Source organism: Geodermatophilus sabuli (assembly GCF_900215145.1).
GTDB lineage: Bacteria > Actinomycetota > Actinomycetes > Mycobacteriales > Geodermatophilaceae > Geodermatophilus > Geodermatophilus sabuli.
The window spans coordinates 39,357-54,235 of the sequence record NZ_OBDO01000006.1; the positions used below are offsets into that span (position 1 = coordinate 39,357).

16 protein-coding genes and 1 tRNA gene are annotated in these 14,879 nt (G+C 74.1%); 15 read left to right on the forward strand and 2 right to left on the reverse strand.

Annotated features, from left to right (window positions below; all coding sequences use genetic code 11):
• The 7 genes from CRP39_RS14440 (at window position 1) to CRP39_RS14470 (ending at window position 5,890) form a co-directional block, all read left to right on the forward strand.
• Window positions 1-921, forward strand: coding sequence for an aldose 1-epimerase family protein (locus CRP39_RS14440; RefSeq protein WP_245853874.1), 921 nt, complete (start codon window positions 1-3; stop codon window positions 919-921).
• A gap of 61 nt (window positions 922-982) precedes the next feature.
• A complete protein-coding gene (locus CRP39_RS14445; RefSeq protein ID WP_097207091.1) occupies window positions 983-2,083 on the forward strand; it encodes an MBL fold metallo-hydrolase in 1,101 nt (366 codons plus the stop codon).
• 110 nt (window positions 2,084-2,193) lie between these two features.
• On the forward strand, window positions 2,194-2,556 hold the full coding sequence (aroH, locus tag CRP39_RS14450; RefSeq protein WP_097207092.1) for a chorismate mutase: 363 nt from the start codon (window positions 2,194-2,196) through the stop codon (window positions 2,554-2,556).
• Between the two features lie 140 nt (window positions 2,557-2,696).
• Window positions 2,697-3,431 carry a (d)CMP kinase gene (cmk, locus tag CRP39_RS14455; protein WP_245853875.1) on the forward strand — a complete coding sequence of 245 codons (735 nt, stop codon included), beginning with the start codon at window positions 2,697-2,699 and terminating at the stop codon, window positions 3,429-3,431.
• Window positions 3,428-4,774 carry a ribosome biogenesis GTPase Der gene (der, locus tag CRP39_RS14460; protein WP_097207094.1) on the forward strand — a complete coding sequence of 449 codons (1,347 nt, stop codon included), beginning with the start codon at window positions 3,428-3,430 and terminating at the stop codon, window positions 4,772-4,774. Before cmk ends, der begins: the two co-directional genes overlap by 4 nt.
• Window positions 4,775-4,850: 76 nt before the next feature.
• Window positions 4,851-5,741 carry an alpha/beta fold hydrolase gene (locus CRP39_RS14465; protein WP_097207095.1) on the forward strand — a complete coding sequence of 297 codons (891 nt, stop codon included), beginning with the start codon at window positions 4,851-4,853 and terminating at the stop codon, window positions 5,739-5,741.
• A 75-nt stretch (window positions 5,742-5,816) separates the two neighbouring features.
• Window positions 5,817-5,890, forward strand: a tRNA-Pro gene (locus CRP39_RS14470).
• A gap of 222 nt (window positions 5,891-6,112) precedes the next feature.
• Here the strand turns inward: CRP39_RS14470 and CRP39_RS14475 are convergent.
• Both CRP39_RS14475 and CRP39_RS14480 read right to left on the reverse strand, forming a co-directional pair.
• Window positions 6,113-7,282 carry a tyrosine-type recombinase/integrase gene (locus tag CRP39_RS14475; RefSeq protein ID WP_097207096.1) on the reverse strand — a complete coding sequence of 390 codons (1,170 nt, stop codon included), beginning with the start codon at window positions 7,280-7,282 and terminating at the stop codon, window positions 6,113-6,115.
• Window positions 7,283-7,362: 80 nt separating this feature from the next.
• Complete coding sequence (locus CRP39_RS14480; protein ID WP_097207097.1) at window positions 7,363-7,674, reverse strand: helix-turn-helix domain-containing protein; 312 nt, start codon at window positions 7,672-7,674, stop codon at window positions 7,363-7,365.
• A gap of 295 nt (window positions 7,675-7,969) precedes the next feature.
• Between CRP39_RS14480 and CRP39_RS14485 the strand changes: the two genes are divergently transcribed.
• The 8 genes from CRP39_RS14485 to CRP39_RS14520 all read left to right on the forward strand — a co-directional run bounded on the left by CRP39_RS14485 (window position 7,970) and on the right by CRP39_RS14520 (window position 14,878).
• Window positions 7,970-8,422 (forward strand): helix-turn-helix domain-containing protein, encoded by a 453-nt coding sequence (locus tag CRP39_RS14485; protein ID WP_097207098.1) that lies wholly within the window; start codon window positions 7,970-7,972, stop codon window positions 8,420-8,422.
• Window positions 8,423-9,041: 619 nt separating this feature from the next.
• A complete protein-coding gene (locus tag CRP39_RS27640) occupies window positions 9,042-9,227 on the forward strand; it encodes a hypothetical protein (protein ID WP_245853876.1) in 186 nt (61 codons plus the stop codon).
• A 416-nt stretch (window positions 9,228-9,643) separates the two neighbouring features.
• Window positions 9,644-10,138, forward strand: a complete 495-nt coding sequence (locus CRP39_RS27645) for a hypothetical protein (RefSeq protein WP_245853877.1) — start codon at window positions 9,644-9,646, stop codon at window positions 10,136-10,138.
• Window positions 10,135-10,824: an SAF domain-containing protein gene (locus CRP39_RS14500; RefSeq protein WP_097207100.1), complete on the forward strand. Its 690-nt coding sequence runs from the start codon at window positions 10,135-10,137 to the stop codon at window positions 10,822-10,824. The genes CRP39_RS27645 and CRP39_RS14500 overlap by 4 nt, the downstream gene beginning before the upstream one ends.
• A 14-nt stretch (window positions 10,825-10,838) precedes the next feature.
• Window positions 10,839-11,654 carry a CpaE/TadZ family protein gene (locus tag CRP39_RS14505; RefSeq protein WP_097207101.1) on the forward strand — a complete coding sequence of 272 codons (816 nt, stop codon included), beginning with the start codon at window positions 10,839-10,841 and terminating at the stop codon, window positions 11,652-11,654.
• A 61-nt stretch (window positions 11,655-11,715) separates the two neighbouring features.
• Window positions 11,716-13,062, forward strand: coding sequence for a TadA family conjugal transfer-associated ATPase (locus CRP39_RS14510; RefSeq protein ID WP_245853878.1), 1,347 nt, complete (start codon window positions 11,716-11,718; stop codon window positions 13,060-13,062).
• The gene (locus tag CRP39_RS14515; RefSeq protein ID WP_097207102.1) at window positions 13,059-13,967 is read left to right on the forward strand and encodes a type II secretion system F family protein; all 909 of its coding nucleotides are present in this window, start codon (window positions 13,059-13,061) and stop codon (window positions 13,965-13,967) included. Before CRP39_RS14510 ends, CRP39_RS14515 begins: the two co-directional genes overlap by 4 nt.
• Window positions 13,964-14,878 carry a type II secretion system F family protein gene (locus CRP39_RS14520; RefSeq protein ID WP_097207103.1) on the forward strand — a complete coding sequence of 305 codons (915 nt, stop codon included), beginning with the start codon at window positions 13,964-13,966 and terminating at the stop codon, window positions 14,876-14,878. The genes CRP39_RS14515 and CRP39_RS14520 overlap by 4 nt, the downstream gene beginning before the upstream one ends.
• Window position 14,879: the final 1 nt, after the last annotated feature.

Sequence of the window (14,879 nt, forward strand, 5' to 3'; positions counted from 1 at the left end):
GTGCTGCCGACTGGGGAGCAGTTCGTCCTCCGCTGCGGGGACGCCGAGGCGACGGTCGTCGAGGTGGGCGGGGGACTCCGCACCCACCGGGTGGGCGACCGGGAGGTCCTCGACGGCTACGGCCCCGAGGAGATGGCGGAGGCCGCCCGCGGCCACGTGCTGGCGCCGTGGCCCAACCGGCTGCGCGACGGCGTCTACACCTGGGACGGCGAGGAGCACCGCACCCCGGTGACCGAGCCGGAGCGGGGCACCGCCATCCACGGTCTCGTGCAGTTCGTCCCGTGGCGGGCGGTCGAGCGCGCCGCGGACGGGGTGGTGCTGGAGCACCTGCTGTTCCCGCGGCCGGGCTACCCGTTCACCCTGCGGCTGCGGGTCGCCTACGCGCTCTCGGCCGACGGGCTGACGGTGACCACGACCGCGACCAACGAGGGCACGCGGGCGCTGCCGTACGGAGAGGGCCACCACCCCTACGTCCTCGCCGGTCCGCGGCTGGACGACTGCACCCTGGTCGCCCCCGGCGCCACCCGGATCGAGACCGACGAGCGGGCGCTGCCGACGCGGGCGGTGCCGGTCGAGGGCACTCCCTACGACCTGCGGGCCGGACGCCGGATCGGGGACCTCGTCGTCGACTCCTGCTTCGCCGACCTCGGGCGGGGCCCCGACGGGCGGGCCGAGGTGCGGCTGCTCGGCCCGGACGGCCGGGGCGTCGCGGTCTGGATGGACGAGCACTACGGGTACCTGCAGCTGTTCACCGGCGACGTGCTGCCCGAGCCACGGCGCCGGCGCGGGCTGGCGGTCGAGCCGATGACCTGCCCGCCCGACGCCTTCGGCAGCGGTGAGGCGGTGCGCCGGCTGGAGCCGGGCGAGTCGACGACGGGGACGTGGGGCATCCGCCCGCTGGGCGGACCCGCGCGGTTTTGACAGGTCCGCGGTCGGCTCGGACCCTGGGGACACCGGCTGCCGTTCGCGTCTGGGGGACCCCATGACCGCTGGAGGACCGACCCGCCGCTCCTTCCTCGGGGGATCGCTCGCGGTGGGCGCCGCGGTGGCCGGTGGTGGCGTGCTGGGCGGCGTCCTCGGTGGCGCGGCGCGGGCGAGCACGCCTGACCCCGACGAACCCCAGCCGATCCCGGCCACCGGGACCGTCCTCGTCACCCTGGGGACGGCCGCGGGCCCGGCGGTGCGCAGCCCGCGCCGCGGGATCGCCAGCGCGGTCGTCGTCGACGGGCACCTCTACCTGGTCGACTGCGGGTTGGGCGTGGTGCGGCAGGCCGTGGAGGCGCTGCTGCCGATGTCGGAGTTGCGCGCCGTCCTGCTCACGCACATGCACTCCGACCACACGGCCGAGCTGCCCGGCCTGCTCCTGTTCAACTGGGGCGCCCCGGTGGACGGCTTCACCCGTCCCTTCCGGGTGCTCGGCCCGGGCGGTGCCGGCGCGCTGCCCGAGGGGGCCGAGGCCGTCGTCACCCCGGCGACCCCGGGCACGGAGGACACCGTCGCCGCCCTGTTGGCCGCCTACGCCTACGACGTCAACATCCGCGTGTACGACGAGGCCCGCCCGCCCCTTCCCGACCTGGTCGTGGCGGAGGACATCGCGCTGCCCGCGGGGGTGGGCGCCGGGCCGCGTGGCCCGCTGGCGCCCCCGATGGCGCCGTTCCTGGTGTACGAGGACGAGCGGGTGCGCATCCTGGCCGCGCTCGTGGACCACCCGCCGGTGTACCCCTCCTACGGGTTCCGGTTCGAGACGCCGCACGGGGTGGTCGCCTTCTCCGGCGACACCGCCGAGCACGCCAACGTCGTCGAGCTCGCCCGCGGTGCCGACGTCCTGGTCCACGAGGCGGTCTACCTGGACTTCTACCGCGGCAACCCGGACTACCCCGACGAGTTCATCGACCACCTCGCCGAGAGTCACACCGAACCGGAGGGCACGGGGCGGGTCGCGGCGGCTGCGGGCGTCGGGCACCTCGTCCTCAGCCACCTGGCCGGGGTGGCGACCGACGAGCAGTGGGCGGGCGCCGCCCGGACCACGTTCGACGGGCCGGTGACGGTGGCCCGGGACGGGCAGGTCTTCCCGATCTCCTGACCGCGCGTCGCTCTCCTTCTCGGCCTCGGCCGGGGCGACTGGCGCGGCATACCTAGACTCGACCGAGGGGCACGGCGACCCGTGCCCCGCATCGATCGAGGAGAGTGGTAGTGGCCGTCCGAGCCATCCGGGGTGCGACACAGGTGGACGCCGACGACCGGGAGCTGGTCCTCGATGCGACCCGCGAGCTGGTCAGCACGGTCATGGAGCGCAACCAGCTGCAGCACGATGACGTCATCAGCATCCTGTTCACCGCCACCCCCGACCTGGTCTCGGAGTTCCCGGCGCTGGCCGCGCGGGAGCTGGGATTCGGTGACGTGCCGCTGATGTGCGCCAGCGAGATCGGCGTCCCGCACGCGCTGCCGCGGGTGCTGCGGCTCATGGCCCACGTGGAGACCGACCGGCCGCGCGCGGAGATCCAGCACGTGTACCTGCGTGGAGCCGTGGCGCTGCGACGGGACATAGCGCAGTGAGCGAGCGCCAGCGAGCGGAGACCACTGCGCTGGGCGATAGCGCAGTGAGCGAGCGCCAGCGAGCGGAGACCACTGCGCTGGGCGACAGCGCAGTGAGCGAGCGCCAGCGAGCGGAGACCACTGCGCTGGGCGATAGCGCAGTGAGCGAGCGCCAGCGAGCGGAGACCACTGCGCTGGGCGACAGCGCAGTGAGCGGGTTCCGGGGCCAGATCACGCTGGACGGGCCGTCGGGGACGGGCAAGTCCAGCGTCGCGCGCGCCGTGGCCACGCGGCTGGGGGCGGCCTACCTGGACACCGGCGCGATGTACCGCGCGGCGACGGTCGCCGTCCTCGACGCCGGCATCGACCCGGAGGACGCCGAGGCCGTGGCCGCCGTCGTGGCCGCGGCGCGGATCGAGGTCGGGACGGCGGCGGACACCGAGCTGGTGCAGGTCGACGGCGTCGACGTCGCCGTGCGGATCCGCGGCGCGGAGGTGACCCGTGCGGTCTCGGCGGTCTCGGCCGTACCCGCGGTGCGCCGCCGGCTGGTCGACCAACAGCGGGCCCTGGTGGCCGCCGCGGACGCGGTGGTCGTCGAGGGGCGCGACATCGGCACCGTCGTCCTGCCCGACGCGACGCTCAAGGTGTACCTGACCGCGGCGCCGGAGGCCCGGGCCGAGCGCCGGGCCGCCCAGCTCGGCCTGACGACGCCGGAGGAGGTGGCCGCTCTGGCGGTCGACCTGCGCCGCCGCGACGAGTACGACAGCAGCCGGGCCGACAGCCCGCTGCGCCCGGCCGCCGACGCGATGATCGTGGACAGCACCGACCTGGACCGCCAGGGCGTCGTCGACCGCGTCGTCGAGCTGGCGCAGTCGGCCGTGGGAGCACGGCGATGACCGAGAGCAACGGCGGACCGCTGCCGGTCGTGGCGATCGTCGGCCGCCCGAACGTGGGCAAGTCGACGCTGGTCAACCGGATCCTGGGCCGCCGCGCCGCGGTGGTGCAGGACGTCCCGGGCGTCACCCGCGACCGCATCACCTACGAGGCGCTCTGGAACGGCAAGCGGTTCACCGTCGTCGACACCGGCGGCTGGGACCCGAAGGCCGCCGGGCTGGGTGCCTCGATCAGCCGGCAGGCCGAGTACGCGATGACGACCGCCGACGTCATCGTCCTCGTCGTCGACAGCGCGGTCGGCGCCACCGACACCGACCTGGCTGCGGCGCGGATCCTGCGCCGCAGCGACCGGCCGGTCATCGTCGTGGCCAACAAGGTCGACGACGAGCGCAGCGAGGCCAACGCCGCCGAGCTGTGGTCGCTGGGCCTGGGAGAGCCGCAGCCGGTGAGCGCCCTGCACGGGCGCGGCAGCGGTGACCTGCTCGACCTGGTGCTCGACGCGCTGCCCGAGGCGCCGCGCGAGCAGCTGGAGGAGGGCGGCCCGCGCCGGGTGGCACTCGTCGGGCGGCCGAACGTGGGCAAGTCCAGCCTCCTCAACCGGCTGGCCAAGGACGAGCGCTCGGTCGTGGACTCCGTCGCCGGCACCACCGTCGACCCGGTCGACTCGATCGTCACGCTGGGCGGCGAGGAGTGGCGGTTCGTCGACACCGCCGGGCTGCGGCGCAAGGTGAACACCGCCAGCGGCATGGAGTACTACGCCAGCCTGCGCACCGAGGCCGCCATCCAGGCCGCCGAGGTCGCCGTCGTGCTGCTGGCCGCCGACGAGGTGATCAGCGAGCAGGACCAGCGGGTCATCACCCAGGTGATCGAGGCCGGCCGGGCGCTGGTGCTGGCCTTCAACAAGTGGGACACCCTCGACGAGGACCGGCACGCCCAGCTGGAGCGCGAGATCGAGCGCGACCTCGCTCGGGTCAAGTGGGCGTCGCGGGTCAACATCTCCGCCGCCACCGGCCGCGGGGTGAACAAGCTGGCCCAGCACCTGCGCGACGCGCTGGCCTCGTGGGAGTCCCGCATCCCCACCGCGGAGCTCAACACCTACGTCCGGGCGCTGGTGCAGGAGACGCCGCCGCCGGCCCGTGGTGGGCGCGCCCCGAAGATCAAGTACGTGACGCAGGCCGACGTCCGCCCGCCGCGGTTCGTCGTCTTCTCCACCGGCTTCCTGGAGGCCGGCTACCGCCGGTTCCTGGAGCGCAAGCTGCGCGAGCAGTGGGGCTTCCACGGCACGCCGATCGAGATCTCCGTCAAGGTCCGCGAGGGCCGGGGCACGGAGAAGCAGAGGGGCTGAGCGGCCGGCGATGAGTCCGGCCTCCGGCGGGGGTCTGCAGGACGACAGTCCTCGACAGCCCTCCCGGAGGCCGGCCATGCCCGCAGCGCAGACGCACACCCTCGATGTCCCGGGTGCCGTGCTCACCTACGACGTCCGCCCCGGGTCGGGCCCGGAGCCGGTGCTGTTGCTGATCGGCTCGCCGATGGGCGCCGAGGGGTTCGGCACGCTGGCCGGGTACCTGCCGGACCGCACGCTGGTCACCTACGACCCGCGCGGGGTGGGTCGCAGCCGGCGCACCGACGGTGCGTCGGTGAGCACGCCGGAGGAACACGCCGACGACCTCTCGCGGCTGATCGCGGCGCTGGGCGACGGGCCCGTGGACGTCTTCGCCAGCAGCGGGGGAGCGGTCAACGCGCTGGTCCTCGTGGCGCGGCACCCGGAGCAGGTGCGCACGCTGGTGGCGCACGAGCCCCCGGCCGCTCAGCTCCTCCCGGACCGGGAGGAGGCCCTGGCGGCCTCCCGGCATCTGCACGAGACCTACCGGCGCAGTGGCGTGGGCCCGGCGATGGCGATGTTCATCCAGCTGGTCGGCCACCAGGGGCCGGTGCCCGCGGACTTCGCCGAGCAGCCGGCGCCGGACCCGGCCGCGTTCGGCCTGCCGACCGAGGACGACGGCACCCGCGACGACCCGCTGCTCGGGCAGAACCTCGTCTCCTGCACCCACCACGTGCACGACGTCTACGCCCTGCGTGCCGCGTCGACCCGCATCGTGGTCGCCGCCGGGGTCGGCTCGGAGGGTCAGCTCGCGCACCGCGCTGCCGTCGCACTGGCCGAGCGCCTGGGGATGACGACCACCGTGTTCCCCGGTGACCACGGCGGCTTCCTCGGCGACGAGTACGGCCAGCCAGGGGAGCCGGAGGCTTTCGCCGCCACCCTGCGCCAGGTGCTCGCCGCCGCGGACAGCCCGGTGACGGCGCGCGGCTGACCACCGGTCGGGAGCGCGACGGCGGTGCGGTAACCTGCTCCTGCAGCGATCGGGCGGTGCGAGCCGCCCGGCGCTCGGGCTGTAGCGCAGCTTGGTAGCGCACTTGACTGGGGGTCAAGGGGTCGCAGGTTCAAATCCTGTCAGCCCGACAGCGGGAAACCGCAGCTCAGGGGCCGTGTCCGGAGAGATCCGGAACGGCCCCTGACCCGTTCCGGGGGTGGTTTGACCACCATTTTGACCACCATTAGGCCACCCTAAGTACGCGCGGGACCGGTCAGCGCGGGCCTCGGACGGAGATGTGCAGCGTTCGCGCGCCCGATCCGCCGGTGACGGAGAGCGACCGCCGCCCCGGGGGTGTGACGGCCTGGTGGCTACCGGTCGAAGGCGTCGCCGAGGGTGTCCATGGCCCGGCGGGCGACGTCAGGGGAGACGTGGCCGTAGATGTCGCCGGTGATGGCGATCGAGGAGTGCCCGAGGATCTCCGAGACCACCTTGAGCGGGACGCCGCGGCTCAGCATCACGCTGGCGGCCGAGTGGCGGAGGGTGTGCAGCCCGGCGTGCGGCAGCCCGGCCCTGGCGGCGGCGACCCGGAGCGCCCGGAAGGCGTTGCGCGGCTCGCAGGGCTCGCCAAACTCGGTGGTGAACACGAACCCGGTCTGCCGCCACGCGGAGCCCGCGAGGCGCCGTTCCTCGGCCTGGGCGATCTGCTGGTCGTGCAGCAGCTGGCCGGCGGGCTCGGACAGTGGCACGAACCGCTTGGACTTGGCGGTCTTCGGTTCGGTGACCAGCAGCTCGCCGTCGATCCGGGCCAGCGTGCCGCGGACGCGCAGCAGGTTGTTGGCGAAGTCGACGTCCGCCCACCGCAGGGCGAGCGCCTCGCCGCGGCGCAGGCCGGTGTGCACCAGGAACGCGAACAGCCCGGCGTACCTGCTGCCCTCCGCGGCGCGGAGCAGTTCCCCGACCTGTGCGGGGGTCAGGTGCGGAGCCTCCCTGACCGTGACCCGGGGCCGGCGGATGGCTCCTGCCGGGTTGGTCGCCAGCGCACCGTCACGGACGGCGGTGTCCAGGATGGCGCGCAGGATGGTGTAGGCGGAGCGGATGCTCGACTCGGCCAGCCCCTTGCGGCGCAGCCCGACGATCCAGCCCTCGACGTGCGACGGGCGGACCCGGTCCAGCGTTAGATCGGCGAGCGAGCTGCCGAGGATGTGGGTGCGTGCGACGCCGGCGTACATGATCTTGGTGTTCCGCTTGCGCTCGGAGGCCTGCAGCGCCGTGTCGATCCAGTGCAGCGTGAAGGCCGCGACCGTCTCCCGCCGGTCGCGCGCCGGGTGGCCGCCCTCGACCCGCTTCCGGATCTCTGCTGCCTTGTCGCGCGCGTCCTGCGCCGTATCGCCGTAGACGGTGTGCCGGCTGGCCTTGCCGGCCTCGTCGGTGACGCGGAGGTTAATCTGCCATCGACCGTCGGGTCGGCGGCGAGGGGCCGAGCCTTCGCTGTTGCCCCGCCTCCTCGCCGACGACGAGGTCCGCGCCCTGGGACTCACTGATCGGCTCCTCCGTCGCCATTCACGCAACGACGAGTGTCAGGTGCGCCGCTAGGCCGGCGACCGGACTTTCACAGACGTCACGGAATGTCCGGCGGGCTGTGGACGAGCTCGAGCCGACCGTCATGGTCTGTGGTAGCGCCTGCGCCGGGTCGACCGTCGCGTTCGGCCGGGGGAGGCGGTGGAGCTGACTGCAGACAGGCGACGTAGCGCTCCAGTTCGGCCCGTGCGAGTCGGCAGCTGCGGCCGATGTGCACGGGCCGGAGGCCGCCCGACTTCATGAGCGCATAGATCGTCGTGCGCCCCACGCGGAGAATTTCGGCGGCTTCCTCCGGGGTCAGCAGCAGCGGGTCCTTCGCCAGGACGTCCCGGAGGCGCTGCGGATCACTCATGACATCCCCATCCCTGCGCGGTCACACGGCGACGGCCGAACCGTCGAGGGCGCAATCAGCCTGCGTCCTGCTCGTCCGTCGACGATCAGGGAGTGGTCTCGGGTCCGCCTCCAGTTCGTGACCGGCCCGCCGCCTCGGGGCGAAGACAAGACTCCAGCCCCGCCCCAAGGGCAGGCGACGGAAGTCGAGCTGCGGACCTGGCACGGACGGCGCAGCGCGAAGGATCGAGCCGGCAGGGGGACTAGCCTGCAGCGCCACGGGGCGGGTGTCACCGAACAGGTGATGGGGGACTGCCATGGCGCGGCCGCTGCTTCGAGGCGACCGCCTGCAGGCTGCTCGAGAAGCCAGAGGACTTACTAGAGAACAGCTGGCCACGGAACTGGAGCTCTCCAGTCCGGCGCGGATCCGGGTCTGGGAGGCAGGACTCGAACGACCGCGGCCTCGTTTCGTACCCCGGCTGGCCGCCGCTCTGGGCGTCGACCCGTTGCATCTCCTCGACGTCGATCCCGCCGATCCCCCCTTGGCGGCTCTTCGACTGTCGGCGGGTCTGGCCACGAACGAGGTAACCGCTCCGGGAATGTCGGTCATGACCTACGTGCGCCTGGAAGACGGTCGCCCCGGCACCGAGCCCACTGACGACGCGCTCCGAGCCGTCGCCGAAGTCCTACGGGTGGACGCCGCCCGAGTCCGCGCCGCGATCCGTCGCTCGCGCAGTGACCACGCGCCCGTGGCGCCGTCCAACGGCTGACCGGAGAACTACTGGAGATTCGGGCTACCCTTCCCGTCGGTCTCCGGTGGTAATTTCCCGCCACCGTTGCCCGGGAGGTTCCGATGGCCCGCACGACATCGTCGAGCGTGACACGGGCCGACGTGCGGTCGACTCCTGCACATCGATCGGTGACAGTGAGCCGCGGTCTGCAGCCTGGCCTGCGGACTGAGCAAGGGCATACGCGATGACCCCACCGCGGTGGGCTACCGGCGCATTCCTTGCCCTCCTTTCCCTCACGGGCTGCGCAGACGGCGAAGCCGCCGCTCCGGAGGCGTCGTCGCCGAGCGCGACGACTTCGCCCTCGTCCGCCCCGACGTCGCCATCTGGGACGTCGGAGGCTTCAACTCCCCAGGGAGAGGCGGCTGCGGCCGCAACCCGGACTTTCGAGGAGCTACTTCGAGTCAGCGATGCGGCCAGTCGAGACCCAGGCGCTCGAGATTGGGAGCCAGAGATTCGCCAGTACGCCGCAGATCCAGCGGCCCTTCTAACGGTCCAGTCCGTGCGGGACTACGCGACCCTCGGGCTTCGGCAGGAGGGTGACTCTGCAGTGGATCTACGGGTCGCCGGAGTTGATCTGACTTCGCCCGAGGGACCAACCGTGGAACTCACCGGCTGCTACGACAGTCAGAGCGCTCAGACGGTCAACATCGAGACCGGCGAGATAGTCCCCCCTGGGACCCCGGCCAAGTACGTCTGGGACATCACCGTCGTCCAGTTCCTGTCGGAGCCCGGAGAACCGTGGCTCGTGACCACGCTCGAGCCATTGACGGATCGGCCGTGCTGAGGCGCGGCCTGCGCCTGGTCGCAGCGGTCGTGGCGGCTGGGTTCATCAGCATGGCATCTCCGAGCACAGCCGCAGCCGAGCCAGCGGTTGAGTGCTCCAAGGTCAACCCCCGGACAGGGGCGTGCCTGCTGTGGGCGTCGACCCCGGGAGGCGGCGGCGCTTCTAGCGACTCGAACCCGGCCGCAGCTCAGACGCAGACAGCCCGCGGAAGGGCGAGCAGCGGCAGCAACTCATCCACGAACCCGTGCACGTACACCGTGGCCCAGCCACAGCCTCCGACCACGAGTGCCTTGTGGGAGGGGCGCTCTCCGGCCGACGGCGTGATGTACGTGCAGCAGTGTCCGCGGACGGACGGGCCGGGCCTGAGCACGCTGCTCGTCTACGTGGCGAACGGCGCTGCTCCGCCGGCACCCCCAGTGGATCCGCGAGTCCTGGCGGAGCAGGCGATCGCCTCGCTGGTGATGCGGGCACCGGAGATCCGGATGGCGCCGCCGCCGGGCTCGACCAGCGGGCTGGTCGGGCTGCCGGTGTGGATGTGGACCGAGCGCGGCGAGCAGTTCCTCGGCCCGACCCGGCAGTCGGTGTCGGCCGGTGCGGTCACGGTCACCGCCGTCGGCGAGGTGAGTCGCATCGTCTGGGACATGGGCGATGGCACCGCGATCGTCTGTGGCGCCGGAACGCCATACTCGCCGGGAGCGGCGGGCGCCTCGCCGGACTGCGGCCACGTGTATGCGCAGGCGTCGAGCCGGCACGTGCCGGGCGGCGCGTGGCCGGTCACGGCGACCAGCACGTGGACGATCACCTGGTCCGGTGGCGGCCTCTCGGGCACGGAGACGCTGGAGCTGTCGTCGTCGGCGGAGTTGTTCGTGGGCGAGCTGCACGTCCTCAACCAGGACGGCGGCAGCCGATGACGCGCACGGAAGCTCCGAGGCCCACCGCGCCGAGTGCGGTGGCGGCGGCCAACGGGTTGTCCCGAGCGCCGGCGCTGCCGCCACCGCGCCGCCGCCGTCGTCCGGCGCTGCTGGCCCTGGCGGTGGCGATGGTGGTTCTCGGTGCCGTGGGGGCCGCCTACCTGGCCACGTCGCTGGGGCAGACGGCGCCGGTGATCGCGGTGGCGCGGGAGGTGCCCTGGGGACAGCAGATCACCGCCGCCGACCTCGTGGAGGCGCGGGTGTCCGCCGATCCGGCGCTGACACCCATCCTGTACGGCGACCGCGACCGGGTCATCGGCATGGTCGCCGCCACCACCCTCACCCCGGGGTCGCTCCTCACCCGCGAGGCGCTGACCGAGCAGCCGCTGCCCCCGCCCGGCCAGCAGCTGGTCGGCGTCGGGGTGTCCGCCGTCCAGCTCCCCGCGACGCCCCTGCGGCCCGGGGATGACGTGCTCCTCGTTCCGGTGACCGGCGGCGGCGGGGCAGCAGCACCCGACGCGGCGGCGCCGCCCCGCACGGTGGCCGCCACGGTCGTGCAGTCCGGGGCGCCCGGCACCGACGGATTGCGGGTGGTGGATGTGCTTCTCGACGCCGCCGACGGGCCGGACGTCGCGGCCCGTGCAGCCGCGGGCCTGATCGCCATCGTCGTGGTGGCCGGCGAGTAGGCGAGGGCGCCGCCGTGTTGATCGCGCTGAGCTCGGCCAAGGGCGCTCCGGGTGTGACCACCACCGGGCTGGCCTTGACGCTGTCCTGGCCGCGCGGCGTGGTGCTGGCGGAGCTGGATCCGGCGGGCGGTGACGTGCTGGCCGGCTACGGGCGAGCCCAGCTGACCGCGGGCGGGCTCGCCGACCTGGAGTTCGTCGCACGGCGCGGCCAGATGGCGGGACAGCTGGACGCTCACCTCCTGCAGCTGGACGCGGCCGGCCGGGCGCGGCTGTTGCCCGGTCTGGCCGATCCGGCCACCGCCCGGCACGTGGACTGGGAGCGGCTGGCCACCGTGCTCGCGTCGATGGAGGACGGTGCCGTCGACGTGGTGGCCGACTGCGGGCGGCTCCGGGCCGAGCACTTCCCCCACGCCGTGGTCCGTCGGGCCGCCGCCGTGGTGGTGGTCACCGGTTCGACGCTGCGCGCGGTGCGCGCGGCCGCGCAGGCCGTCGCCGAATTCCGCGAGGAGGGATCGGGCCTGGCCCCGCACCCGGGAGCGGTGGCGGCGATCGTCATCGGGCCGGGGGAGCCCTATGGCGAGCGGGAGATCGCCGACGCGTTGGGGGTGCCGGTCGTCGGCGTGCTGCCGCGGGATCCCCGGGCGGCAGCGGTGCTCGGCGACGGCGCTCCGGCCGGCCGGCTGTTCACTCAGTCGGCCCTGCTGCGTGCCGCTCGTTCCGTCGCGGTCCGGCTGGTCGAGTTCGCGGAGGCGCACGAGGGCCGGCTGACCCCGCCGCCGGCGACTCGATCTGCACCCGAGACCACCGTCGGAGGCGGCCGTGGTCGCTGAGCCCGTGACCCACCGGACGACGGCGGCCGCATCCCGAGCTGCGGACGAGCCAACCGCCTCGGTGGATTGGACGCTGGTGCGCCGGCTGCACGAGACGACGGCGACAGAACTGGCCGCGGAGCTCAAGCGCCGCCCGGCGCTGAGCTCCGCCGCCCAGCAGGAGCTGGCCCGCACCCTCATCCAGGACGGCATCGACGAGCTCGTACGCGAGCGGATGCGCACCGGCCAAGCGGTGCCCACGCCGGCCGACGAGCTCGCGATCGCCGAGGCGGTGTTCGCCGCGCAGTTCGGCCTGGGCCGGCTGCAGCCCTACGTGGACGACCCGCAGGTGGAGAACATCGAGGCGCACGGCTTCGACAACGTCTGGCTGGGCTACGCCGACGGGCGCGACGTCCGGGCCGACCCGATCGCCGACTCCGACGAGGACCTGGTCCGGCAGCTGCAGCACATCGCCGCCCGGCTGGGCCGCGCCGAGCGGACGCTGACCACGGCCAGCCCGCTGCTGACCATGCGCCTGCCGGACGGGTCGCGGTTGGCGGCGGTGATCGAGACCGTGCCGCGGCCGCAGATGGTGATCCGCCGGCACCGGATTCGCAACGTCGACCTCGACGACCTGGTCGGCCTGCGGGCGATCGACCGGCCGCTGGCGGAGTTCCTGCGGGCCGCGGTGCGGGCGCGCAAGAACATCGTGGTCACCGGCGGGCAGGGCGCCGGCAAGACGCTGCTGCTGCGGGCCCTGGCGAACGAGCTGCCGGTGAGCGAGAACCTGGCCACGATCGAGAAGCACTTCGAGCTGCTGCTGCACGAGCTGCCCGACCGGCATCCGCGGGTGGTGCCCTTCGAGGCCCGGGAGGGCACCGGCGAGCGCGGCCCGGACGGTCGCCGACTCGGCGAGGTGACGCTGACCGAACTGGTCGAGCAGGCGCTGGTGATGAACGTGTCCCGGGTGTGGCTGGGCGAGGTCCGCGGCGAGGAGGCCTGGCCGCTGATCGAGGTCATGGAGGCCGCGGAGGGCGGCTCGGCCTGCACGCTGCACGCCCGCTCGGCGCGCCATGCCTTCGAGCGGCTGGCCAACCTGTGCATGCGCGGCCGCGCCGCGGTGACCCCCGAGCACGCGTACCGGTCCTGCGCCTCGGCGATCGACCTGGTCGTGCACCTCACCACCGTCGACGAGCGGTGGATCGGCGGGCCGCGGCATCGGTTCGTCAGCCAGGTCGTCGAGTGCAACGGCCTGGGCGAGGGCGGCCGCCCGGCGGTCACGGAGGTGTTCGCCCCGGGCCCGGACGGGCGCGCCGTGGGCGAGCACGACCCGGTGGACCTGGCCGACTACCTGCGGGTCGGCTTCGACGCCGACTGGCTGCGATCCGGGCACGGCCGCCGGGCCGCGGCGACGGGGGGACGGCGGTGAGCGGCAGCGTGCTGTTCGCCGCGGTCTGCGGGGCCCTGCTGGTCAGCGGCCCGCTGCTGGCCGCGCATGCCCTCACCGCCGCGGAGGCGCCGGCCCGGCCCTCGCGCCGCCGACCCAGTCCCTCGACGCGCCTCGATCCGCGGACGGCGCGGCGGCAGCGGGTCCTGTGGGGCGCCGCCGCCGTGGTGGCGGCCGCGGTGTGGCTGGCGTCCGGATGGCCGGTGGGCGGCGTGCTCGCCGGGGGAGCGGTGGTCGGTGTGCCGTGGTTGCTGGCGCAGTTCGCCACCGGCAACGCCGCGGTGGAGCGGCTGGAGGCGCTGCAGGAATGGGTGCGCCGACTGTCCGACGTGCTCGCCGCCGGCGGAGGCCTGGAGCAGACGCTGATCCGCTCGGCGCGCACCGCGCCCGAGCCGATCCAGGCGGAGGTGGCGACGCTGGCCGCCCGGCTGCAGGCCCGCTGGCCGACCCCCCGTGCGCTGCTGGCGTTCGCCGACGACCTGGACGACGCCGCCGGTGACCTGGTGGTGGCCGCGCTGCTGCTCGGCGCCGAGCTCCGCGGGCCGGGGCTGGCGCGCGTGTTGACCGAGCTCGCGCACAGCCTCACCGAAGAAGTCACCATGCGCCGCAAGGTCGAGGCCGACCGCGCCAAGCCCCGCGCCAACGCCCGCTGGCTGCTGCTGATCACCGTCGCCGCGGCCGGACTGGCGGCGCTGAACGGCGACTACCTCACGCCCTACGGCAGCGCCGTCGGACAGCTGGTGCTGGCCGCCATCGCCGGGCTGATGGTCGGCTGCCTGCTGTGGATGCGCCGGCTCACCGTGCCCGCGCCGTCCCCGCGCTTCCTGGTCGACCGCGACCGCGCCGGGCGGCCGGCCGTCGAGCCGGAGGAGGTGGCGGCGCGATGAGCGGCGGCCAGGCGATGCTCATCGGCTGCGGCGCGCTGCTCGGGCTCGGCGTCTTCCTGCTGGTCCGCGCGGCCCTGGTGGTCGAGCAGCCACGGCTGTCCGACGCGCTGGCCCGCCTGGACGGGCGAGCGTCGGCTCCCGCGACGATGCCCGTGCCGCAGTCCGGCGATCGGTGGGCGCGGGCGGCCGGCCGCGCCGGCCCCTGGGCCGCGGCCCGGCTCGCCGCCGCCGGCCTGCGGGCGCCGTCCTCGTCCCTGGCGTTAATCGGCTGGACGCCGGAGGGGTACGCCGCCCGCAAGGTCGGCGTGGCCGTGTTCGGCGCGGTGTTCGTGCCGCTGCTCGCCGCGGTGCTCGGCGCGGCGGGTGTGCGGCTTCCGGTGGTGGTGCCGGTGCTGGGGTCGCTGGCGCTGGCCGGGGTGCTGTTCCTCGTCGTCGACCTTGTCGTGCGGGATCAGGCCGCGGAGGCGCGCGGGCAGATGCGCCGGGCGCTGTGCTCGTACCTGGACCTGGTCAGCCTGCGGCGGGATGCGAGCGAGGGGCCCACCATCGCCCTGGAGCGGGCCGCAGCGCTGGGGGAGGGCTGGGTGTTCCGGCGGATCTCCGACGCGCTCGTGGCCGCCCGGCTCGGCGGTGACCCGCCGTGGGACGGGCTGCGCCGGCTGGCCGCGGACACCGGCGTCGGGGAGCTGGCCGACGTCGCCGACATCGCGGTGGTCGCCGCCCAGGATGGGGCGGCGATCGCGCACACGCTGCGGGCCCGCGCCTCCTCCCTGCGGGTGCAGCTGCTGGCCGAGGAGGAGGCGGCGGCCAACACCGCCAGCGAGAAGCTCACCGCTCCGGTGGCGCTGTTGTCCATCGGCTTCCTGCTGCTGTTCCTCTATCCCGCCCTGGCCCGGCTCATGGCTGGCTGAC

Bases quoted from the DNA above. Each gene is read 5' to 3' on its own strand.
- CRP39_RS14465 (WP_097207095.1), top strand. From the start codon at position 4,851: ATGCCCGCAGCGCAGACGCACACCCTCGATGTCCCGGGTGCCGTGCTC.
- CRP39_RS14445 (WP_097207091.1), top strand. From the start codon at position 983: ATGACCGCTGGAGGACCGACCCGCCGCTCCTTCCTCGGGGGATCGCTC.
- der (WP_097207094.1), top strand. From the start codon at position 3,428: ATGACCGAGAGCAACGGCGGACCGCTGCCGGTCGTGGCGATCGTCGGC.
- CRP39_RS14480 (WP_097207097.1), bottom strand. From the start codon at position 7,674: ATGAGTGATCCGCAGCGCCTCCGGGACGTCCTGGCGAAGGACCCGCTG.
- CRP39_RS14500 (WP_097207100.1), top strand. From the start codon at position 10,135: ATGACGCGCACGGAAGCTCCGAGGCCCACCGCGCCGAGTGCGGTGGCG.
- CRP39_RS14485 (WP_097207098.1), top strand. From the start codon at position 7,970: ATGGCGCGGCCGCTGCTTCGAGGCGACCGCCTGCAGGCTGCTCGAGAA.
- CRP39_RS14520 (WP_097207103.1), top strand. From the start codon at position 13,964: ATGAGCGGCGGCCAGGCGATGCTCATCGGCTGCGGCGCGCTGCTCGGG.